Annotated in this window: 17 protein-coding genes; 10 read left to right on the plus strand and 7 right to left on the minus strand. The window is 69.4% G+C overall.

Going from position 1 to position 21906, the window contains the following annotated elements; genetic code table 11:
• Positions 1-16: 16 nt before the first annotated feature.
• Positions 17-2065 (minus strand): SIR2 family protein, encoded by a 2049-nt coding sequence (locus tag AB0C38_RS11045; protein WP_360670125.1) that lies wholly within the window; start codon positions 2063-2065, stop codon positions 17-19.
• Between the two features lie 107 nt (positions 2066-2172).
• Here AB0C38_RS11045 and AB0C38_RS11050 point away from each other — a divergent pair, with 107 nt between their 5' ends.
• Positions 2173-2319 (plus strand): hypothetical protein, encoded by a 147-nt coding sequence (locus AB0C38_RS11050; protein WP_360670128.1) that lies wholly within the window; start codon positions 2173-2175, stop codon positions 2317-2319.
• Positions 2320-3008: 689 nt separating this feature from the next.
• Here the strand turns inward: AB0C38_RS11050 and AB0C38_RS11055 are convergent.
• Complete coding sequence (locus AB0C38_RS11055; RefSeq protein WP_360670968.1) at positions 3009-3974, minus strand: DNA methyltransferase; 966 nt, start codon at positions 3972-3974, stop codon at positions 3009-3011.
• A 29-nt stretch (positions 3975-4003) separates the two neighbouring features.
• On the minus strand, positions 4004-4690 hold the full coding sequence (locus AB0C38_RS11060) for a hypothetical protein (protein ID WP_360670131.1): 687 nt from the start codon (positions 4688-4690) through the stop codon (positions 4004-4006).
• A 578-nt stretch (positions 4691-5268) separates the two neighbouring features.
• Between AB0C38_RS11060 and AB0C38_RS11065 the strand changes: the two genes are divergently transcribed.
• The 9 genes from AB0C38_RS11065 to AB0C38_RS11105 all read left to right on the plus strand — a co-directional run bounded on the left by AB0C38_RS11065 (position 5269) and on the right by AB0C38_RS11105 (position 17074).
• Positions 5269-6141, plus strand: a complete 873-nt coding sequence (locus tag AB0C38_RS11065; RefSeq protein WP_360670134.1) for a sigma-70 family RNA polymerase sigma factor — start codon at positions 5269-5271, stop codon at positions 6139-6141.
• 155 nt (positions 6142-6296) lie between these two features.
• Positions 6297-6623 carry a pilin gene (locus AB0C38_RS11070; RefSeq protein ID WP_360670137.1) on the plus strand — a complete coding sequence of 109 codons (327 nt, stop codon included), beginning with the start codon at positions 6297-6299 and terminating at the stop codon, positions 6621-6623.
• Positions 6624-6626: 3 nt separating this feature from the next.
• A complete protein-coding gene (locus tag AB0C38_RS11075) occupies positions 6627-8810 on the plus strand; it encodes a hypothetical protein (protein ID WP_360670139.1) in 2184 nt (727 codons plus the stop codon).
• A 12-nt stretch (positions 8811-8822) separates the two neighbouring features.
• A complete protein-coding gene (locus AB0C38_RS11080; protein WP_360670142.1) occupies positions 8823-9872 on the plus strand; it encodes a PrgI family protein in 1050 nt (349 codons plus the stop codon).
• Positions 9873-9877: 5 nt separating this feature from the next.
• Positions 9878-11695: a DUF87 domain-containing protein gene (locus tag AB0C38_RS11085; RefSeq protein WP_360670145.1), complete on the plus strand. Its 1818-nt coding sequence runs from the start codon at positions 9878-9880 to the stop codon at positions 11693-11695.
• On the plus strand, positions 11695-14187 hold the full coding sequence (locus AB0C38_RS11090; RefSeq protein WP_360670970.1) for a DUF87 domain-containing protein: 2493 nt from the start codon (positions 11695-11697) through the stop codon (positions 14185-14187). Before AB0C38_RS11085 ends, AB0C38_RS11090 begins: the two co-directional genes overlap by 1 nt.
• A gap of 20 nt (positions 14188-14207) precedes the next feature.
• A complete protein-coding gene (locus AB0C38_RS11095) occupies positions 14208-15284 on the plus strand; it encodes a replication-relaxation family protein (RefSeq protein WP_360670148.1) in 1077 nt (358 codons plus the stop codon).
• A gap of 17 nt (positions 15285-15301) precedes the next feature.
• Positions 15302-16264: a C40 family peptidase gene (locus AB0C38_RS11100; protein ID WP_360670151.1), complete on the plus strand. Its 963-nt coding sequence runs from the start codon at positions 15302-15304 to the stop codon at positions 16262-16264.
• A gap of 177 nt (positions 16265-16441) precedes the next feature.
• A complete protein-coding gene (locus AB0C38_RS11105) occupies positions 16442-17074 on the plus strand; it encodes a helix-turn-helix domain-containing protein (RefSeq protein WP_360670153.1) in 633 nt (210 codons plus the stop codon).
• Positions 17075-17152: 78 nt separating this feature from the next.
• On the opposite strand, the gene AB0C38_RS11110 is transcribed toward AB0C38_RS11105, so the two are convergent.
• From AB0C38_RS11110 to AB0C38_RS11125, 4 genes are all read right to left on the minus strand, one after another.
• Positions 17153-17749 (minus strand): hypothetical protein, encoded by a 597-nt coding sequence (locus tag AB0C38_RS11110; RefSeq protein WP_360670155.1) that lies wholly within the window; start codon positions 17747-17749, stop codon positions 17153-17155.
• Between the two features lie 48 nt (positions 17750-17797).
• Positions 17798-18490: a hypothetical protein gene (locus AB0C38_RS11115; RefSeq protein ID WP_360670158.1), complete on the minus strand. Its 693-nt coding sequence runs from the start codon at positions 18488-18490 to the stop codon at positions 17798-17800.
• Between the two features lie 73 nt (positions 18491-18563).
• A complete protein-coding gene (locus AB0C38_RS11120) occupies positions 18564-20342 on the minus strand; it encodes a hypothetical protein (RefSeq protein ID WP_360670160.1) in 1779 nt (592 codons plus the stop codon).
• 39 nt (positions 20343-20381) lie between these two features.
• Positions 20382-21605 carry an AAA family ATPase gene (locus AB0C38_RS11125; RefSeq protein ID WP_360670163.1) on the minus strand — a complete coding sequence of 408 codons (1224 nt, stop codon included), beginning with the start codon at positions 21603-21605 and terminating at the stop codon, positions 20382-20384.
• Between the last annotated feature and the right edge of the window lie 301 nt (positions 21606-21906).

The raw sequence follows: 21906 nt of genomic DNA on the forward strand, positions 1-21906 counted from the left end.
GAGTAATTTCAAGCATCTACGCACTCCAGGTGACCTGGATACCTTTGTCATATCCGGACGGTGCGAACACGTACGGCAGACAGGGGAAGGGATGTTCGATGATCCGGCGTTGATCAACTAGGACAGTCGGCGCCGTCTCGATAGAGTCGGGCAGGTTCAGTCCTTCCCTGGTGATCTCGAGCAGGAAGCGCGGTCGCTCCGTCAAACTGGACAGATCCATGGCGCATAACGCCAGCACTGTCTGCTGGTAAAGCGATGCGGCCGATGGTGTACTAGCCAACTCAAGGCCGAGCAGCATCTGCCCGAGCCGTTCGCCTCCGTAGCGTTGAATATCTCGGACGACGACGGCCAGCACTGCAGCCGCCACTTGATGTGGATCTCCTGTTGCACGAGCGTCCATAAGCTTATCGAGCAGGGGGTCGGGCTCGATGGCGGCGACCACGCTATCGAGCATTCCCGACGCCAGGATCGAACTTCCGGCTTGAGTGAGTCTTTCTGCCCTTACACGCAAGCCCGCGTCGTTGGACATCAGGCCCAGTTTAGTTGCTTGTCCGTCAAGCGCGGCAGCCAGTTGTTCTTCGCCGGATACGCGCAGACATGCCGCCAACATGAGCGTACTTCCGGCCTCCTGGTGAATGTCACCGCAATACACGGCGTACGCGACACTGGTCTCCAGTTGGATCATCGCGCGGCTGAGTTCGTTGCGAGTCAGCGCGTGCAGTGCCTGCTGGTAGCGCAGTCCGGCGATCCTGCGGAAGGCCTCCGGCCCTGGCACTGTTGCGAGGATCTCCTCGGCACTGGCGGTAAACCGCTCAGCATCCGTCACATTCCCCGCTCTCATGTAGACAAGTGCGGCGTTCTGGCGAATTGCTGCCCGTAGGAGCCTTTGCTCCACGACTGACGGTCCGGACAACTGCACCTTCAACGAGCGCGCAAAGTCATCGAATCGATCCATGGCCCGCTCGGCGCGCCTCAGGTCCGCCAGCGCCAAGTCGCCGCGGGGTTCCTCCCTTCCCAGTAATGCCCAGGCTGCTGGCGCCAGGACCAGGTGCGGACCATTCTGTTCGAATTTGGGCAAGGCTAGGCGGACCGCCGCGCGCACGCCTGCGGCCTCCTGGAGGGATCCACGCAGGCGTAGCAGCTCCGCAAGGACGATCCCCGCTACTGGCGGGTAGATTCCCGGTTGGCCTAGCCAGGCGTGCACGTGAGCTGCGAGCTTCTGGTTACTGTCCATCAGTGCATCGCCATCGTTGGACGTAACTCCGGCAAGATCCTGCAGTTGACGTCGCTCGATGGCGACTGCGACCCCCCGTTCGGCAAGCGCGTCAAGAAACGCCCTCGCTCCTGCGGTCAACTCCGATCCGGGACGCGCTATCCAGGTGACCTTCTCGGGCAAGGCAGAGTTGGCGATGAGGCCGAGGTAGTCGGAGTTCAACGCGAAATCGTCACCGGAAAAGCCCAGCACCAGCAGGTGCCGGTCGCGGCAGGCAGCGGCGAGGCGTTCCCGGGTGCCGGCGTCCAGGCCGCGGCTTTTGTCCAGCAGCAGGTCGACCATCGACTGCGGATATCGCACGCTGCCGTGGATCTTGTGGATGGCGGGCGTTCCTGGATTGGTGCCGACTGCGTTCGAAGTGCGGGCAACCACGACGGGCAGGGCGAGTCCAACCTGGTCACAAGCCTGCTCGATGAGTGTGTCGAAGTTGGTCGTCACAATAGAGTGACAGCGACCGTCGCGGAGCAGTGCGGCTAGCGCCCGGTGAATGCCGTTGGGGGCATCGCCGTCCAGGACAGTCAGAACGTCTAGCCAAAAGCGGCCCGCGAACGCGTCAGAGAGTACCTGACTGAATGTGACGATCGGAACGTCTTCGGCGACCAACGATCCCACCGCGGCGCGACTGGAGGCGGAAGTCAACACGTGCGTCAAGGCGAGATCTCGTAGACCATCGAGCACCGCCGCGTTCAAGCGGTACCACGAGGGAACGACCGAGGGCGCAACGCTTGAGACACCGCTACCACAGAATACGACCAGTTGCCCGCTAGCAGCGCCATCCAGCGCGTCCAGCATCGCGGAGTCACCTTGACATGCAGTCATCCCCGGTCTCCTCGCCGACTAGATATCGTCATACTGACGATATCTCCTGATAGGCTTTTCGTCAAACTGACGCTTATGGGGTGGCGGTCGAGAAGTCGCTGGTAGTAGACATCGCGTTGCCGACCGTAACGAACGACGGCTCGCACCTCGTAATCATCAACCGGCCGCCCCGCAGCTCCCGTGACCGCGACCGGCCGCGCAGCAGCGACAACGACGTCGGAACCTGAGGACTGGCGGGAGGCTGCGGCGTGGCATCGTCGTCATCACCATCAAGTCGTCAGACACCACCGGGATGTTGCATGCCAGATGAGCGTCCGAGCAGACCGACCGGAGCGCCGGGCGCAGCCACACTAGGCGTGAAATGAAGGCGTCCGCCACCTCGCTGGAAGACCCCTTCAAACTCGGAGTCAGTAGGGCCGCCAACTCAGCCGAGAGCATACGCACCCCTACCAACAAGCCCCGTTCCAAGCAGACAGAGACTTCGAGTTGAACAGGGCTTGACAGCCCGAGGGTCAGCAATCACGAAGTTGGTCTCGCCAGCACCCAACTGTGCGATGAAGTCGAACACGAGGACCTCCCAGTACCAAATTGATCCCGCCGCGTCCGACATGCCCCGGTACGGTCTCCACGCATGCCTTATTGCTCGGCAGGAGACCCGGCACCTGACAACACGCGTGTCACGCGTCCGACCCGAAAGCCATAAGCGACCTACACATATTGTCGCGCCGACGGGTGCGTCCGATTGGGCTCCGTTGCTGAAGGGAACTATCCGAAGCCTGTGCGGCGTCGCCCGCAACTCACGCCGAGGAAATGCCGCCTAGCCTGCACAGGCTGGTCCTGGCAAGACTATTCGGCACTCCCTGGCACAGCAGACCATGGATTATGAGCGAAGAGTGGCCACACGTTTAGCTCTGCATCAAGAACGCGCAAAGATGATGACATCCTCGTGCGCGATCAGGTGTAGCGGTTGGCCAGCCTCGCGCTGTTTGCGGATGAAGTCGCGTTGGAAGAAGCTGCCGCGCGCGACCAGCTCGGTCTCGGCGACACGAGAGAGCAGGGCGACGCACCGCTCGACCGGGACGAGGCCGGCCGCGACGCCGCAGGCGATGACCTGCGAGGGCAGGTCGATCAGCTCGGCGTGCTCGCGCCACGGGCGCACCGTAATCGCCACGTGACCGCCTGGACGCAGGACGCGGGAGCAGGCGGTGAGGATGCGGGTGAAGCCGGCCAGCAGGCGGTGATGGCCGATGTTGGCGAGGTTGCCGCGGTCGAGCACGCTGCCGTAGCGATAGTGGCGTTTGCTGACCTTGTCGACGCCGGACTCCCGGTTCGTGTTGACCAGGCCGTGCACCGACGGGCCATACGGCGGTGAGGTGACGACCAGCGCGACCTTGCCGACGTACTCGGCCGGCAGCAGGGTCTCGAGCTGGCGGGCGTCGCCGCGGACGACCAGGCCGTCGTGGTCATGGCCGCGCTTGCGGGCGAAGTGGAGGTTCGCGCGGGCGATGTCGGCCCAGTGTGGCTCGTATTCGACGCCGACCGCTCGGCGGCCGAGGTCGACCGCCTCGACCAGGGTGGTGCCGATTCCGCACATCGGGTCCAGCACCACGTCACCCGGCTTGGTGTAGTGCTCGATGGCGTGCGCGGCGACGGCGGGCAGCATCTTGGCCGGGTGCGCGGTCGACTCCGGCACGTACCGGTCCTTTCGCTGCACGGCCGGCGAGGTCTGCGCGGTCGCCCACACCGACACCGGCAGCTCGCCGAAGTCCGTCGGGGCGTCGGCGGGCGGGGTGGTGTCGAGGGCGTCGATGAACGCGCGAGACAGCGGCATGGTCGGCTCGTCGGCCGTTGACGGTGGAGTGGTCGGCTGGGTGGTGGTCATGGCGGTGCCCGTGCCTTTCGGTTGGCTGGTCATCGGAGGTCTTCCGGCTGTGTGGCGTCGGAGTGGGCTTGGGCGAAGACGAGGACGTCGCCGTGCGCTCGCGCGTGTGCCATCGGCGCACCGAGTTCTTGGCCGCCGGGTGCGAGGTCGGTTGGGTCCGTCGCGGTGGGTGGCTGCAGGCGCCCGTTCTGGATGGGGGTGTGAAGGGTGACGATGTGCTGGAGGTAGAGCAAGTCGGCGTTTTGCGCGGCGGCGATCATGGGGCCTGACGGGTCGGTGAGGCGGCCGCTTGACCAGTCGGTGTGGGTGTAGACCGCGAGAATTCCGCCGAACGCGAGCGCCCGCGCGGCCGCGATCGCCACCGCCTCGGCCGAGCCGTCGGTTCCGCGTTCCGACGGCAGTGACGTGATCACCAAGTCGACTTGGTGATCGGCCGACAACCAAGCCGGCGCCGCCTCGCCGCTGATGGGCACCTCGTTCGCGGTCAGCAGTTCGAGCTTCGTGATCGCGGGGTGGCGCCCGAGCGCGTGCACGGCGTCCAGCGCCGCGTCCAGTTCGCCGGCGCCGGCGGCGCGGTCCGCGGCCTCCTCAGCGGTCGGCCATGGTGCGAACAGGACCCGAGCGCCGGGCGCCGAAAAGCTGGTCGTGATGGTTTCGATAATCCGCACCGGCCAGCCGGCTGCCGGGTCGATCGGGTCGGGCCCGGCCGTCCACACCGTCGGCGGAATCGGCGCCAGCTCGCGGCTGGTGGCCGATCGCTTCGGGGACCGGCGAGTGCGCGCGCTCGAGCCGCCGGGATCCGGAGCGCCCGGGTACGGGATGCCGTTGACGGATCGAGTGCGTTGCGGGCGGGTCGAGTCGTCTCGATTGGACGGCCGGTTGGCCGAAGACTGCGGACGTCGAGTCACGAGCGGAACCTCCGGGGCGGGCCACCGACCGATCGAGTCGGCGGCTTCTGCGCGGTCGCCGACTAACTCCGACAACGAGGTCGACAAGAGACACCATCACGCCGAGTCCGCGTTTTCCGTCCGGCGGCCGAACCTTCGTGAGCGAAGTCCGAGCTGGTCGACTGCCGGATCGCTTCTGCGATTTCGAGGTCGCGGTGCAGGCGTGAAACGGCTTTGAAGCGGCATTGTCACGCCTCTGACTTGGGCTTGAAGCGGTTTTGAGGCGCCCGGGTGGGCTTCCTGGCGACGTCACCTTCCGCTCGCTCAGGAGTGCCGCCATGGACCAGCCCTCGTCACCAAAACACCCCGCAACCAGTCCGACGACGCGTCCGCGTGGCGAGCCCGGCGTGTTCGACTCCGCACGGACCGCGTTCGCCTGGTTGATCACCGGACCGCACCCGGTCGCCCTCGACGGCCACCAGGTCCGCGGGCTGCCGCCGCGCCTGGTGCCGCTGGACGAAGTCGGACGGCTGACAGTCGCTAAGGGATGTCCACAGCAGACCCGGGACGCGGTATGGACGGCGCTCGTGACCCGCTCGCGTGCCGAAGCCGGCACGTGGACGGTCGCCTGCGTCGGACTCGCGCTGCCGGTACTGCTGCCGGTCGCCGCGAAGCTGACCAACCGGTTCCGCGGCGACGTCCACGACATCCACGCCGCGGTGCTCACCGGCTTCCTCGAAGCCCTCGTCGACTTCGACCTCACCCGACCGGCCATCCTCGTGCGGCTGCGCTGGGCCGCCTACCGCGCCGGCCACCGCGCCTTGCGCGACGCACTCGACGCCGCCGCACCGATCGCCGACCTCGGCACACGCGCCCCCGCATCCGAGCAGGCCGGCGGACACCCGGATTTTGTCCTGCTCGCCGCGGTCGAAGCCGGCGTCCTGACTACCGCCGAGGCCGCGCTGATCGGCGACACGCGCTTCGGCGAGCTGACGCTGGCCGACGCCGCGCGAGCGCGCGGCCAGGCATACAAGGCGACCCAGCAAGCGCGCCACCGCGCCGAACGCAAGCTCGCCGACTACCTCGACACCGACCTGCCGGCGCGACGCGCACGGCCGCGCAGCACCGGCCGCGAGCGGGAGAAGACGCGGCGGCCGGTGTCTCCCCGCTCACCAAAATCCGGAGTTGGTGACCGCGGGACGCGAGTACCCGCGCGCCCTCGCCCATCCCGGTCCACTTCGGAACCGGGCGCCGTTCAGGAGGCGTCCTCATGCGACTGATCTCGCACCGCCCCGGCCACCGCACACCTGCCCGGCGCCCGCCGAACCGGCGCAACCACCGGACGTCCACCCGGCTGACAGCTCGTGCGGTGAGCTGCCGGCGGGCCGATCTTGTGCCGGAAGCTCCGACGTCTACGCGACGACCACGTCGCCCGGTGCTGCTGCTCGGCTTCACGCTGGCCGCCGCCGCGTTGCTGCTTAGTGGATCGGCCGCGCATGCGGAGACCGTGCAATATGTCGCACTCGCGCAGTCGGTCGACCAGGTTTTGTCGAACATCCGGACATGGATCATGGGCATCCTCGCCGGCGTCGCGCTCGTGTTCCTCACCATCGGCGGGCTCCGCTACCTGATGGCCTCCAACGACCCGGGCGAAATCGAGAAAGCCAAGGGCGCGTTCAAGGCAGCCGGCATCGGGTTCGGGCTCGCCGCCCTCGCGCCGCTCGTCGTCGAAATCCTCAAGACGATCGTCGGCGGGGTGTAGCCGATGTCCGCCCCCGCTCCAGGCCGCACGGTCGCGCCCAGTGCACCAGCTTCGGCACGTCGTCCACGGCGCGCCGTGTGGCTCGCCATCGTCTTGGCGCTGCTGGCGACCGTGCTGGGCGCGGTCGCCACCAGCGCGGCCACCACCGGCCCGCACCACGTCGCCGCGGCGCAGGTCGACCCGCCGCTGCCGCTCCCGCCCGGCGCGAGCTGCGCACCGGGTTCGGCCGAGCCGGCCTGTCACCTTCCGAGCGCAAGCTCGGCGCCGTCGATTCCGGTGACACCGTTGCCGCCGATCACCGCGCTGCCGTCTCCGCCGCCGTGTTTCCCCGGCTCCCTTACGCCGGAGTGCGCGCCACCGGCCGACACCACCGCACCGTGTCAGGGACCGAACTGCATCCCGCAACCGTCCACCCTCGCCCCCGCTACGCCGCCGACCGCACCGGTGCCGGACGGTGCCGGCGACGGCGCCGAATGCGGACTGACCTCGCTGACCGGATGCATGATCGTCGCGGCGAGCGCGCTGTTCGCCGCGGTCGTCGCCGCCGGACTCAACCCGCTGCTGGATCTGCTCGGCAAGACACTGCTGACCACCCCGGAGCCGGAGCAGTTGCCCGGCCTCGGCGCGGTCTGGACCGGCTCGTGGCACATCCTGCTCACCGCCTACGTGATCCTGGTGCTGCTGGCCGGGCTGATCATCATGAGCTACCAGACGCTGCAGGCCCGCTACGCCGTCAAGGAACTCGCGCCCCGCCTCGTCGTCGGTTTCCTCGCCGGCACGCTCTCGCTGTTCCTGGTGACCAAGGGCATCCAAGTCGCCAATGCGCTGTCGGCCGCGGTGCTGGGCGAGGGCACCGACCCGGCCGCGATGACCCGCAGCCTGATCACGATGGTGCAGGGCTCCCTGCACGGCGGCGGCATCTTCCTCGGCATCCTCGGGCTGAGCCTGGTGGCGATGCTGCTGGTCCTGCTCGTCGTGTTCGTCGTGCGGGTGATCGTGACGATCCTGCTGATCGCCGCCGCGCCAATCGCGCTGATGCTCCACGCGCTCCCCCACACCGAAGGCATCGCCTACCTTTGGTGGAAGGGCTGCGGCGGCGTGCTCGCCATCCAAGTCGGACAGTCGCTGACGCTCGTCGTGACGGTGAAAGTGTTCTTCGCCCCGGGCGGGTTCACGATCTTCGGGCCGAGCATCTCGGCGCTGATGAACCTGCTGCTGTGCATCGCGCTGATGTACGTGCTGATCAAGATCCCGTTCTGGTTCCTCTCCCCGTTGCGGTCCGGGCGCCCCTCGATGCTCGGACGGATCGCGCGCGGCGTGATCGCCTACAAGACGATGGGCCTGCTTGCCGGCGCGGGCGCAGCTGGTAGCCGCGGCACCTCGCGGGCACGCGTCGGTGGGTCGAGCGCACTGCCGGATCCGCCGGCGACGCGGTCCGGGCAGTTCATGCTGCCGATGAAACTGCGCCGCACCAGCGCGGCCCGAACCTCACGCCGAGGATGGGACGAACGCCCCCACTCCGGCGCGCTCGACGGAACGCCGGTCCCGGGCCAGCTGTCGCTGTTCACGACGCGAACCGGTGACTCGACGGTCCGGGCGAACCCTCGTGCACTGCCGCTGAAGGATCTGCCGAACGCGCTGCCCGCGGATCAGCTCGGCTTGCCGATGACCGTGCGCCGCGATCCCGACCGAACCCCGCGACGCTCGCTGGCCGACGACCTTGCCGCACCGACGCCGACCAGGCGCCCACCGCGGCAACCGGGACTGCTGACGCCGGACGGACGGGTCAGCCGCAACGCGCGACCGCCCGCGAAGCTGCCCAACGCGCTGATCGCGCCGAGCGCGGGCATGCTGCCGATCCACCTGCCGCCACAGACTCCGCGGCCCGCGCGGCGCAGCCTCGCCGACGAGCCGAGCCGGAGCAACCGCGCGCCGCAGACCGGGCCGGGCCTGATCACGCCTTCGGGGCAGATCAACCGGGCGGCCCGCGCTCACCGTCGTCCTGCGCCCGATGCGTTCAGCGGGAATCGGCCGCTGGCGTCCGGGCAGTACCCGCTCCCGCTCGGCCTCCGGCGCCAGCCGAAACCCGAGCCCCCGGCACCGCCTGCTCCGGCGCGGAAGCCGGTCGGCACGCAGTTGTCCCTGCCGCTGGACCTGCCGCCGCGACGACGCCGTCCGAAGAAGTGAGGTAGCGAGGTCATGTCCCGTCCCGTGCGCATTCCCGCCGACGTCGACCGCCCCGACCGCGTGCTCGGCCCGCTCACCGCGCGGCAGCTGGCGATCCTCGGCGTCACCGGCCTGCTGTTCTACGCCCTCTACGGCGCCACCCGCACCGTGCTCCCGGTGTCGCTGTTCTTGCTCGTCGCGGTCCCGATCGGGCTCGCGGTCACGGTGCTCGCGCTCGGCCGCCGCGACGGGGTTCCCCTCGACCGGCTGGTGCTGGCCGCGCTCCGCCAGCGCCTCACCCCGCGCCACCAGGTATCGGCCCCGGAGGGCGTCCGGCCGGTGCCAGCCTGGCTGGCCGGCGAGCACACGCGAGATGACGTGGCGCCGACGCCGCTGGAGCTGCCCGCGCGTGGTGTGGAAGACGGGATCGCCGCAGGCGTCGTCGATCTGGGGGACGACGGGCTCGCGGTGATCGCCGCGTGCTCGACGGTCAACTTCTCGCTGCGGACCGCCGCGGAGCAGGAGGCACTCGTCAGCTCCTTTGCGCGCTACCTGCATTCGCTGACCGCGCCGGTGCAGTTCCTGGTTCGGGCCGAGCGGCTCGACCTCGCCCCGCAGATCGACGAGCTGCGCGCCCGGGCCGGCGGGCTCCCCCACCCCGCGCTCGAAGCCGCCGCTCACGACCATGCGAACTTTCTCGCCGAGCTCGGCGAGCATGCGGATCTGCTGCGCCGTCAGGTGCTGCTTGTGCTGCGCGAGCCAACCCGGTCGCCGGTCACCGGCAGCGTCACCTTGACCGTGCGGCGCCTCCGGCGACAACCTAACGCCGTCCCGGTCTATCACGGCGCGCGCCAGGCCGCCGAACAGCGGCTCGCCCGACGCCTCGCCGAAGCGGTCGAGCTGCTCACCCCGGCCGGGATCGCAGTCACCGCGCTCGACGCCGCCACCGCAACCGGGGTGCTGGCCGCGGCCTGCAACCCCGACACCTTCCTTCCGCCCTCGGCTGCGCTGGCCGGCGCCGACGACATCGTCACCGCCGCTTCGCTGACCGACTTCTACGACGACGACAGCGAAGGTAGGTGAGCGCGATGTCCCGTATCCAGCACGCTGCTTCCGCTGCGGCGTTCACGCCGGACTCGCTGTCGATCGGTGCCCGGCACCTGGAGGTTGGCAACGAGTGGGTCGCTTCTTTCGGTGTCACCGGTTACCCGCAGGAGGTTTACCCCGGCTGGCTCGCACCTCTGCTGACCTATCCCGCCCGGCTCGACGTCTCCGTCCACGTCCAGCCGGTCGACCCGGTCACCGCGGCCAGCGGGCTGAAGAAGCAGCGTGCCCGGCTGGAATCCTCGCGGCGCCATCACGCGCGTCACGACCAGCTCGACGACCCGGACCTCGACGCGGCGGCCGACGACGCCGCCGACCTGTCCCGGCGGATCGCGCGCGGTGAAGGCCGACTGTTCAAGTTCGGCCTCTACCTCACCATCCACGCACCCGACGAGCAGGCGCTCGTCGAGGAGGTGTCGGCGCTGCGGTCGTTGTGCGCGTCGCTGTTGCTGGACGCCAAGCCCGCCACGTACCGGTCGTTGCAGGGCTGGGTCACCACGTTGCCGCTCGGGCTGGACTCTCTCGGTCTGAAAAGGACGTTCGACACCGCCGCCGCGTCCGCCGCGTTTCCCTTCACCTCACCGGACCTGCCCGCGGTGGATCCGACGTCGACCTCGCCCAGCGGCGTGCTCTACGGCTTCAACGTTGGCTCCCAGGGCTTGGTGCACTGGGACCGGTTCGCTTGTGACAACCACAACTCCGTTGTCCTCGGCCGGTCTGGTTCCGGCAAGTCCTACCTGGTCAAGCTGGAAACCTTGCGGAGCCTGTACCGGGATATCCAGGCGTTCGTCATCGATCCCGAGGACGAGTACGCCCGGCTCGCTGACCAGGTCGGCGGGGCCTACGTCCATCTCGGTGGCGGCGGTGTCCGGCTCAACCCCTTCGACCTGCCCATCCACACCACCGCCTCCGGCCGGCGAACGGCCCCGCAGGACGCGCTGAACCGGCGTGCCCTGTTCCTGCACACCGTGCTCGCCGTGTGTCTGGGCGCCGAGCTGACCGCCGGCGAACGCGCCGTCCTCGACACCGCGCTCATCACGACCTACGCGAACGCCGGCATCACCGACGATTCGCGCACCTGGACGCGGCCTGCGCCGTTGATGCGGGACCTGCGCGACGCCCTCGCGGCCGCCGGCGATGTCGTAGCCACGGACCTCGCAGCGAGGGTGCACCCGTTCGTCGACGGCGCCTTCGCCGACCTGTTCGCCGGGCCCACCACCACGACGCCCGAGGGACACCTCGTCGTATTTTCCCTGCGGGACCTGCCCGACGAGCTCAAGGCGATCGGCACCTTGCTGACGCTGGATGCGATCTGGCGGCGGGTGTCGAACCCGGCCGACCGGCGCCGGCGGCTGGTGGTCGTCGACGAGGCGTGGCTGCTGATGCAGTCGCCGGAAGGCGCGAAGTTTCTGCACCGGATGGCGAAGACTTTCCGCAAGCACTGGGCCGGGCTCACCGTCGCCAGCCAGGACATCGAAGACTTCCTGCGCAGCGACCTCGGTCGCGCGATCGTGGCCAACGCCGCCACCAGCGTGCTGCTGCGCCAGTCGCCGCAAGCGATCGACCAGATCGCGGCGACCTTCAACCTCTCCGAAGGCCAGCGCCAGTTCCTGCTCACTGCCGAGCGCGGCCAAGGCCTGCTCGGCTCCGGCACCGAATGGGTCGCCTTCCAGGCGCTCGCGTCGCCGACGGAAAACGTCCTCGTCACCACCGACCCCGCTGAACTCGCCGAGATCGCCAAGGACTTCGGCGACCCGGCGATGGACGACGTAGTCGACCTCGGACCGGAGGTCGCGTCGTGATCGGGCACGCGGGATGGGTCGGCGGCTACCTGACGGATCCGTGGAGCGCGGTGCACCAGCTGCTCGCCGGCGTCATCGACGAGGCGGTGCGCTGGGCGCCGATCGCCCTTCCGGTGCTCGCGATCGTCACTGCGGGCCAGGCCGTTGGCCAGCGCTGGTGGCGTAGCCGGTGCCACTCCGCGCTGCTCGCCGACGCTCGATGTGTCACCGTGCTCGCGCCGCCCGCCGTCGATCCCGCCGGCGGCGCCCTGCTGTGGTCCAACCTTGTCGGTCTGCTGCGGCCGAGCTGGCGACGCTGGTTCACCGGCCAGCCGCACCTGGCGTGGGAGTACCGGTTCTCCGAGGACGGTGTCACCCTGCGGCTGTGGGTCCCGGGCGTGATCCCACCAGGTCTGGTCGAGCGCGCGATCGAAGCCGCTTGGCCGGGCTGCCACACCCGCACCGTCGCGGCGGACCCGCCGCTGCCCGAGCCGAAGCCCGGCCTGCGCACCGTCACCGTAGGCGGGCAGCTGCGGCTCGCGCGGCCCGAGGCGTTACCGATCCGCACCGGGTTCGACGCCGACCCGATCCGCGGCCTGCTCGGCGCGCCGGTCGGTCTCGGTCGCGGCGAGTACGCGAGCGTGCAGATCCTCGCCCGGCCGGTCACCGGCCGGCGGGTCAGCCGGGCACGTCGCGCTGCCCGGCGTGTGCACGCCGGCGCGTCCGGTCGACTCGGCGGCCGCCTGCTCGACCTCGTCACGCCGGGCGCTTCAGCAGGTCGCTCCGGGCGGACGCGCGATGCCCGCCGGATCAGCCACGACCCGCAGCTGTCGCTGGAGTACTCGGCGCAGAACCGAGCGATCGTGGGCAAGCATCGCGGCTCGCAGTACGACGTCGTCGTCCGCTACGCCGTCACCACCCACCTCCCGGCCGATGCCGCCGAGGCCGACGTCCGGCGGACCCGCGACATCGCCCGCGGCCGCGCTCACGCGCTCGCCGCGAGCTTCGCCGCCTACACCGAGCACAACCACTTCCACCGAGTCCGCCTTCGCCACCCGGCTCATGCCCTCGGAGCCCGTCGCCTCGGCCGCGGTGACCTGTTGTCCGTGCCGGAGCTGGCTGCGCTCGCGCACTTGCCGGTCGACGCGGAGATCCCCGGTATCGAGCGCGCCGGCGCCAAGGCCGTCGCGCCACCGCCGGGCGTCGCGGTGCCTGGCCCCGAGGTCAAGCCGCTCGGCGTCGCCGACTCCGGCCACGCCCGCCCGATCGGGCTGCGCGTGCCCGACGCCCGCCATCACCTCCATGTGCTCGGCGCCACCGGCTCCGGGAAGTCGACGCTGCTGGGCAACCTAATCCTCGACGACGCCGACGCCGGGCGCGGCATCGTGCTCATCGACCCCAAGGGCGACCTCGTCACCGACGTCCTCTCCCGGCTCCCCCGCGACGCCGCCGACCGGGTCGTGCTCTTCGACGCCGACTCCCGGCAACGACCGCCGTGCCTCAACCCGCTCGAAGGCGGCGAGACCGACCGCGAGGTCGACAACCTCGTGTCCGTCTTTCGCCGCGTCTACTCCGCCTTCTGGGGCCCGCGCACCGACGACCTCATGCGCGCCGCCTGTCTCACCCTCCGCGCCCAGGAGAGTGTTCCGACGCTCGCCGATCTGCCGAAGCTGCTGACCAGCGAGGCGTTCCGGACGCGGATCACGGCCGGGCTGGCAGACCCGGTGCTGGCTGGGTTCTGGGAGTGGTACGACGAGCTCACCGACTCCAGCCGCAGCCAGGTCATCTCCCCGCTGATGAACAAGCTCCGCGCGTTCCTGCTGCGCCCGTTCGTCCGGGACGCGATCGCCGGCGGCCGCTCCACCGTCGAAATGACCCAGGTCCTCAACCAGGGCGGGATCTGCCTGGTCCGCATCCCCAAAGGCTCCCTCGGCGACGAGACCACCCGACTGGTCGGCTCCCTGATCGTCGCCCGAACTTGGCAGGCCACCACCGGCCGCGCCCGCGTCCCGCAACGCGAGCGGCCGGACGCGTCGCTGGTGATCGACGAGTGCCACAACTTCCTCAACCTGCCCTACCCGATCGAGGACATGCTCGCCGAAGCCCGCGGCTTCCGGCTGGCGATGACCCTGGCCCACCAGCACCTCGGCCAGCTCCCCCGCGAACTCAAGGAAGGCATCTCGACCAACGCGAGATCGAAGATCTTCTTCAACGCCTCCCCCGAAGACGCCCGCGAACTCGCCCGCCACACAGCACCACGACTATCCGAACACGACCTCGCACACCTTGGCGTCTACCACGTCGCCGGCCGGCTCGTCGTCAACGGCGCCGAGACCGAGCCGTTCACGATGACCACCTCACCGATGCGCCCCGCCGTTCCCGGCCGCGCCAAAGACATCCGAACTGCTCTCCGCACAAACCGGCCTTCGCCATCGAGGCCCGCAGGCAGCACGGCTCCGCCGAACCAGCCGACGCGAGACCGCAAGACCGACCCGCGCCGCGCCCAGTTCTGACGTCCAGCTCGGAGGTCCCCTTGATCACCACGACGACCCGTCAACACCAGCTCCGGCAGCACCTTCCCGGCCGGACAGCGGCACGTGCGGCCGGCTCGGTGGAGCACCAGGCTGCGCTCGCGGCTCGGCTCACCGCCCGGGATAAGTGGCTGCTGGCCCTGCTCTTCGAGCACCGTGTCCTGACCTCCGCCCAGATCCAGGATGCCGCGTTCCCGTCCAGCCGCTCGGCTCGCCAGCGGCTGCGCGAGCTGTACCTCTGGCGCGCTGTCAGCCGGTTCCAGCCCTTCCGCCAGCTCGGCTCCGCGCCGATGCACTACGTCCTCGGACCGGCCGGCGCCGCCGTGCTGGCCGCCGAACACGGTCTCGAGGTCAAGGATCTGGGCTACCGGCACGACCGCTCGATGGCCATCGCCCACAACCAACGTCTCGCCCACACCGTCGGCGTCGGCGACTTCTTCACCTCCCTGATCTCCCGCAGCCGACGCCGTGACCCTGTTCGAGATGGTGAGGGGGTCACCGCCTGGTGGTCGGAATCGCGCTGCGCCCGCCACTTCGGCGACCTCGTCATCCCCGACGCCTACGGCCGCTGGTCCAGCGCCGCCGGCGAGCTGGAGTTCTTCCTCGAATACGACACCGGCAGCGAGTCGCTGACCAAGGTCTCCCGCAAGCTGCTCGCCTACGCCCGGCTCGCCGACTCCACCGGCATCGCCACCCCGGTGCTGTTCTGGCTGCCGACCAGGCGCCGCGAGGCCGGCGCCCGTTCCGCGCTCGCCCACATCCACGCCGACCTCGACCAGACCGCCGACGTCCCCGTCGCCACCGCAGCCACCGACCTCCTCGACTCGGGCGCAGCCTGCCCGAGTCCGGCCGACAAAATCTGGCTCCCGCTCAATGCGAGGCCCTCGAAGCGAACTTCGCCGCGGTACGCACTGGGCGAGCTGACGCGCGCCTGGCCGAACCTTGCCCCGGCGGCGACCTCCGAGCCCGACGAAGCGAGCTACTCGACGTCCGGCCAGGCCGTTGCCTACCGGCTGCCGCCACCTTCGTCCATCCCGCCGGACGCCACACCCAGCCGAACTCGCCGTCCCGGGTCCTGATCACGCGCGGAGGACTCATGGGATCGAAGATCGCCATCGGCGTCGTCGTCGTGCTAGCGACGTTGCCGGTGCTGCTCGGAGCCGTACCGCAGGCCGTCGTCACCGCGCTCACCGGGACCGGGAGCACAACCTGCACACCCAGCGGGAGAACTGCCGGCACTGTCCCTGACTTCGGGCCCGACCAGCTCGCCAACGCCGCGATCATCACCTCTACCGGCAAGCAGCTGCAGGTCCCCGAGCCCGGATGGGTCATCGCGGTCGCGGTCGCCATCCAGGAATCCACCCTGCGCAACCTCGACCACGGCGACCGCGACAGCCTCGGCCTCTTCCAGCAACGCCCGTCCCAAGGCTGGGGCACCCCCGAACAGATCATGGACCCGACCTACGCCGCGACGCAGTTCTACCGGCACTTGCAGGCTGTATCCGGGTGGCAGCAGATGAGCCTCAATGACGCGGGCCAGGCCGTCCAGCGGTCCGGCACGCCGGACGCGTACGGGCAACACCAGTCGACCGCGGAGGCGATCGTGGCCGCGGTCGCCGGAGTGGCCTGCGAGCACACCGGCGCCGGCGACTGCGCGAACATCGCCGCGCCGACCCCTGCCGCGCTCACGGCCATCAACTACGCCTGCGGGCAACGCGGCTTGCCGTACGTGTGGGGCGGCAACGGCCCGCTGGACGGCGACGCCGGGTTCGACTGCAGCGGCCTGACCCGCGCCTCCTACGGCGCCGCGGGCATCCCGTTGCCGCGGACCTCGCGCGAGCAGTACGCCGCCGGACCGCACGTACCCGCCGGCGCACCGCTGCTGCCCGGCGACCTCGTCTTCTACGCCACCTCCGGGCGCGTCCACCACGTCGGCCTGTACATCGGCGGCGGCAACATGATCGACGCCCCCGACTTCGGACAGACCGTCAAGGTGGAGCCCTACCGACACCCCGGCGACGACTACGTCGGCGCGACCAGGCCAACCACAACGCGTTGAGGCGTCCGCGTAAGCACTTCTGGGCGATACATGTGTCTTGTTTGGACGGTGGCTTGACATGAAGCGGTTGACGGAGCGTCCATAGACACGTAGCCCGAACCACCGGATGCGCACCGGCGGGCGACCGCCCCGGCCGGGGCATGACCATCCACCGCTTCTTACGAAACGGAGCTCGTCATGCCCGAAACCCAGAACCCGCCGTCGAACGACACCAAACCCGAGACCGCGGAAGTAAAGGTCCACCGCACGCTGGAAGCCAACCCCGGCACGACGACCGCGAACCTCGCCAAAACTGCCGGAGTCGGACGCTCAACGGCTTCGAAGCTGCTTTCCCGCTGGGCCAAGGAAGGACTGGTGATCCGAAGCACCGGCGACGACCAGTCAGTCCCCGTCACGTGGACGTTGCGCGACGAACAGAACGACGGCGCTGCCGCCGAAGTCGCAGCAACCGGCGAAGACGTTGCCCCCATGGAAGATCAGAAGGGCGACGCTCCCGCCGGAGACGTCGAGGAACGAGAAGCGGATCCCTCGCCATCGCCTGCCGTCGGCGTCAGCGCTGTCTCCGACCCGGCGCCCTCCGGGGATCCGACGGCCGACACACCGAACAAGGAGCGCCTGCCGAAGGGCGCGCTTTACGAGCTGGTGAGGGAGTTCCTGCAGGCCCGTCCTGGCGAAGAGTTCGGACCCGCCAAGATCGGCACTGAGTTGGCCCGCTCCAGCGGCGCGGTGAACAACGCCCTCGAGAAGCTCGTCACCAACGGACTGGCGACAAAAACGTGCGCGGCACCCAAGCGCTTCACCTCCAACTGACCGTCAGCGCAACCAAACGGGGGCGGATCACCATCGCGGTGATCCGCCCCCGCTGGTACTGGAACCCGACAGGGAAGGTCAGTGTGTCGCTTGCTGGTTCACCTCGGCCGGATGGGTAAATACGCACTCGTCGTCGCAGTTCTGCGCGCCAGCAGTCGCAATGAACGGACAGTCGCCTCGGTGGGCTTTGGTGAAGGTGACGCTACCGTCAGGATGCTCGAGTATGTGCAGCGCGCCGCCATGGTGGTACGCCCAAACGACGTCGTCCGGGTCGATGCGCTTCTCGCCATCGAAGCCGTAAGTCGTGGCCAGCAACGCACTGATCGCACCGTGAACATGAGGCGAAATGATCTGGGTGGCAGGTGGGGCGGCGAGGATTTCGACTGCCCTACCGAGGAGACGCTCGGTCAGCGGTCCGAGAGCGGTGGCAGCGTGGACGTCTGCGCTCGGTCGCGGGGAGTTGTGCCACCAGTTGCTGGCAGCATCGGCAGCGAGGCTTGTCCACGTCATCTGGTCGCTGAGCACCTCCGCGACAGCGAAGCTCTGGTTCATGTAGTAGTCGCGCTCGACGCGCGCGCGGAGCGTGCGTCCGGCAAACTCGACGACGCGAGTGTGGTGGTAACTGATGGCAGTAGCGCCGGTGGCTTCATCGCGTTCGGTCATCGAGGCATCCATCGTGATCTCCTCCATATTCGTGTTACATGCTGTTCTTTCGGACTTCTTTTAGGTCGTCGTGGTCGAGGCGAAACCCAGTAGCCGAGCCAACTCCGGCGCGATCACGGCAGCGCGATCACAGGGGACGAAGAACGACATCTCCACGTACGGCGAACGAGTGTCCATCTGGATGCGCGATTGCCCGTCGTCGAGTCGGCACGAGGTGACGCTCGGCGGCCCGGGCACGAGACGCACTGGCCCGCCGAACTCTTGCGCCAGGTCGAGCGCGGCTGCGCGTTCTTGCGCCAGTCGCTCACGGCGTCGGGCGTTGCGTGCCCGGATGCGGTCAGCCCAGTACCGGTAAGAGGGAAGCACGTCCTCTTCGAGGCGGTCGGCCACTTCCTTGATCGGTGTGCGAGTCTCCACGACCAACGGGCGTGGGCGATAGTCCCTGGGCATGAACCAGCCCGGCGGGTACTTCAGACGAGGGTGGTGGACGTACCCGGCAGGCTCGACCCACCCGGTCGCGAATTCGTCCTCGTCATACGGCAACACGGGTTCGATGGTGTACGCCCACGGCCGCCAGTTCCTTACCGGATCAATGCGAAGGGCATCACCTGCCGGGCCGAGGAGCACCATGCAGCCGTACAAGCTGGTCACGTAGCCGGAGTTGCGCACATAGGTCACCAGGCCCCACGACCCATCCAGCTCGGACGTCAAATCGAGTACTGCGCCGGTGATCCATTCTTGGCGGGTAACCATGTTCTGTTCGCCTTTCCGTTGATGTTCGAGTAGTCAGCGGTGTGGAGGTACACAGGTGCAGCGCCCGACGCGCCTACCGGCGAGCGGTCGCGCGCAATGCCGTGGTCGCGGCGTAGCCGATGGCGCGGGCAGCGGCAGCCGGGTCGGTCAGCACGTGGACGGTGGCCCCGTCGAGCGGGGTGTCGGTGTCGCTGGTGGTCAGCCACAACACCGCGCACCCGGACGCGCGCAACCGGTTCAGCTTCCTCTGCCCGTCGCAGCGAGGATCGGCGCGGAAGTTACCGTCGGACACGATGACCACCAGCCGGGCCGCGCCGGGGCGGGACAGGCCGAGGGACCCGTCGAGGGCATCCAGCGCCCGGGGGATGTCCTCGTAGTTGTCGTTGGAGCGGAACTCGGTGACCTCGGCCGGCGGCTTGCCCGGGCGGGTCAGCGGGCGGACGTGGTGCCCGAAGATGACGCTTGCGGTGTCGGCGGGCACCCGAGTGTGGCGGGCGGCGTTGGCCAGGATCCAGGCCGCCGAGGCCACGTGAGCGCGCGCCCAGCCCATCGAGCCGGACACGTCACACGCGATCCCGACCCGTAGCGGCGGCACCGTGACCGGTGTCCGGATGGTGCGGGTGAACGGCTCGGCGGTCACCACGGCCCCAGCGGCACGCTGGGCTTCGGCGGCACGCACCCCGCGCATCCGCAGCCGTCCCGGCGGTACCTCCGAGGTGGACCGCACGGCGACGCGTTCGCGGGTTCCGGCGGTGTCCAGCGCCCGCGCGAGCACCCGCGCGGCCGTGCACTCTTCGGGTGTGGGCGGACGGGTGCCCGTCGTCCTGGTGTCGCCGCCACGGGGGCCGCCGGTGCCGAACACCCGCCGCGCCACGGCCCCCGCCTTTCGCTCGGCGGCGTCGTCGCGTTCCTTTTCGGCTGCAGCGACGGCGGCCGGGTCCTCGGGTGCCGTCTCCCCCGCGACGTTCGCCGCCACCCCGCCCAGCACGGCGGCAATAGCGTCCGCCAACGGCGACGGGACGGCCGGGGTACCGGGTGCGGACGGGCCGCGGGGCGAGGCCGGGGTGCCGGACGAGGCGGGTTGCATGGCCGGGTCCGGGCTGGTCGGGTCGGTGCCGAGGATCTCGCACCACTGCCGCCTGAGGTCGAGCATCTCCTCCCCCGCGTCGTCAGCGGTCCGCAGCGCCTGCCGCCACACCGCCCGCAACTTGCCGAACACCTCCGCGCCGAGCACGTCCTCGACCACCCGGGCAAGGGGGTCGACCTCGGCGTGGGTGAGCACGCCGCCGTCCGCGCGTCCCAGCAGGAGCGCGGCGGTGTGTGCGGCGTCGGCGGGGGCCATCTTCGGGGCGGTGGCGGGGTCGGCGTAGAGGTGCAGGTCGGTGGCGACGATGCCCTTCACGCACGCGCGCAGCCAGTGCCGGTCATCCGGACGACGGCGGATGTGCGCCGCTTCCATCCGGGGCTCTTCCAGCAGCATCGCAGCGGCGACCACCCCCGGCGGGGCGTTGTCCGGGGGTTCCCACGCGGTGTGTTTGGCGTGTCCGCACTCATGGGTCAGCGCGCCCCACGCCGGGGCGTACCGGGCACGGTCGGACAGGTTGGCGGGGTCCACGGTGGCGGGGTCCACGCCGAGGTGGTCGCCGTCGACTTCGATCAGCGCGCGGTGGGGATAGAAGCACGCGGGGGCACCGGCACCAGCGCCGGGAGCGACGCTGACCACGAGGTCGTCGCGGTCGGCGATCACGGGGACTTCGTCGGCGAACGCGGCGGACAAGGTCAGCCACTCCGGGCGGGCCGGGAACACGGCGGCACCGGCGGCGGTCGGGTCGGTGGTGAAGTGGGCGCTCATGACGAAGTCCTTTCGCGACGGTTGGCTGGTCGTGGCGGTTCAGGGTTTGGTGGGGATGCGGGCACCGAGGGCGAGCGGGGCGACGGTGCGGCCGAACACGTCGCGCACTACGGCGGCGACGGTCGCCCGGTCCTCTTCCGGCGCGATCCCGACCAGGTTTCCGGCGGCGGCGTCGAGGTCCCACGCGTCGGCGAGCTTCTTGAACGCCAGCAGCTCCCGCAGCTGGGGCGCCCAGCCGATCTCGCCCTTTTCCTGGCGGGTGGCGAGGTTGCGTGCCACCCGCACGGCCTTCTTGTCCACTCCCAGTTGTTCGGCGAGGGCGTAGTCACTGGAGACCTGGATGTGCACGGAGAAGCGAGAGGAGAGAGCGTCGGTGAGGATGGCCCCGTGGACGCCGGGGTTGTGTCCGGCGACGACGTAGAACCCGGGTGCGGCGGTGACAACTTCGCCGCCGTTGGACTTGATCAGGATTTCGCGGCGTCCGTCCATCGCGGGGTAGACCACGGCGAGCACGGTCGGCGGGATCAGGGTCGCGTCGTCGATGAACAGCGGCACCCCGGCGCGCATCGCGCGGACCAGCGGACCGTGGACGAACACGAAGTCGCCGCCGGGGGTTTTGGTGTAGTCGCCCACGAGGTCGGCGACCACGGTGTCGCCGTCGCCCTGCACCGTGAGGCAGTCGTTGAACGCCGCCTCCACCACCGACGTCTTTCCGGTGCCGGGCGGTCCGTACAGCAGGGCGGCAACCCCCGCGTCCCGTAGACGCGCCAGCGCGGTCACGTCCGGCATCCCGGACAGCAGCCGGGGGTGGTAGTCCATCCCGTTCGGACGTTTCACCGGTCCGGTGATCGTGCGCGCCGGTCGAGTGGTGGTGCTGCCCGTCGCGGACGGAGCGGGGCTGGTCGGGGGCGCGGTGGGTGTTGTCGGACGTGGCGCGCGGGGTGTGCGCGGTGGCGCGGGGGCAATGACGGGCGCGGCGGCCGCCGCCGTGGTCGCGGTTGCCCGGTAGCCCAGCGGTGCGGCGGCGGTGAGTTCGGCTTCTCCCCGGTCGGCGAGTGCTTTGCAGGCGTTGCCGACCGCGCCGGATGAACGGTTCAGGGTCGCCGCGATACCACCCGGCGTGTGAGTGGTCGCGGGGTCGTCGGCCAGGATCTTGGCGACCATCGCGCGGAGTTCGCCGTTGCGGAGCCGGGTCGCCGTCCCACCCGCCGGGGTGGTCGGCCCGGTGGCGGGTGCCGTGGCGGGCGGGGTGGGCGTGGTCATCGCGGGTGGTCCTTTCAAGTGGGTGGCGCGAATGATGCGACGGATCAGGATGATTCGCCGATTCTTGATTGGTTTCCGGGTTTCCCGGGTGACACAACAAAAGTAGCTCGATAAACCAGTCGCGCGCAATCCATTTACGCACCCCATTCGGGTGACGAATTCTACGTCCAATAAAATATTCTCAAGCATTTCCAATGAAACGTTTGCGCAGGTTGCAGGACTGAGCGGGCGCCGGCAGGCCCTGTGCACGAAGAGGGATGCACACTTCATTTGAAATGACAATAAGAAAGTGATGATGACT

The sequence above is a fragment of the Amycolatopsis sp. NPDC048633 genome (genome assembly GCF_040650695.1).
Classification (GTDB): Bacteria; Actinomycetota; Actinomycetes; order Mycobacteriales; family Pseudonocardiaceae; genus Amycolatopsis.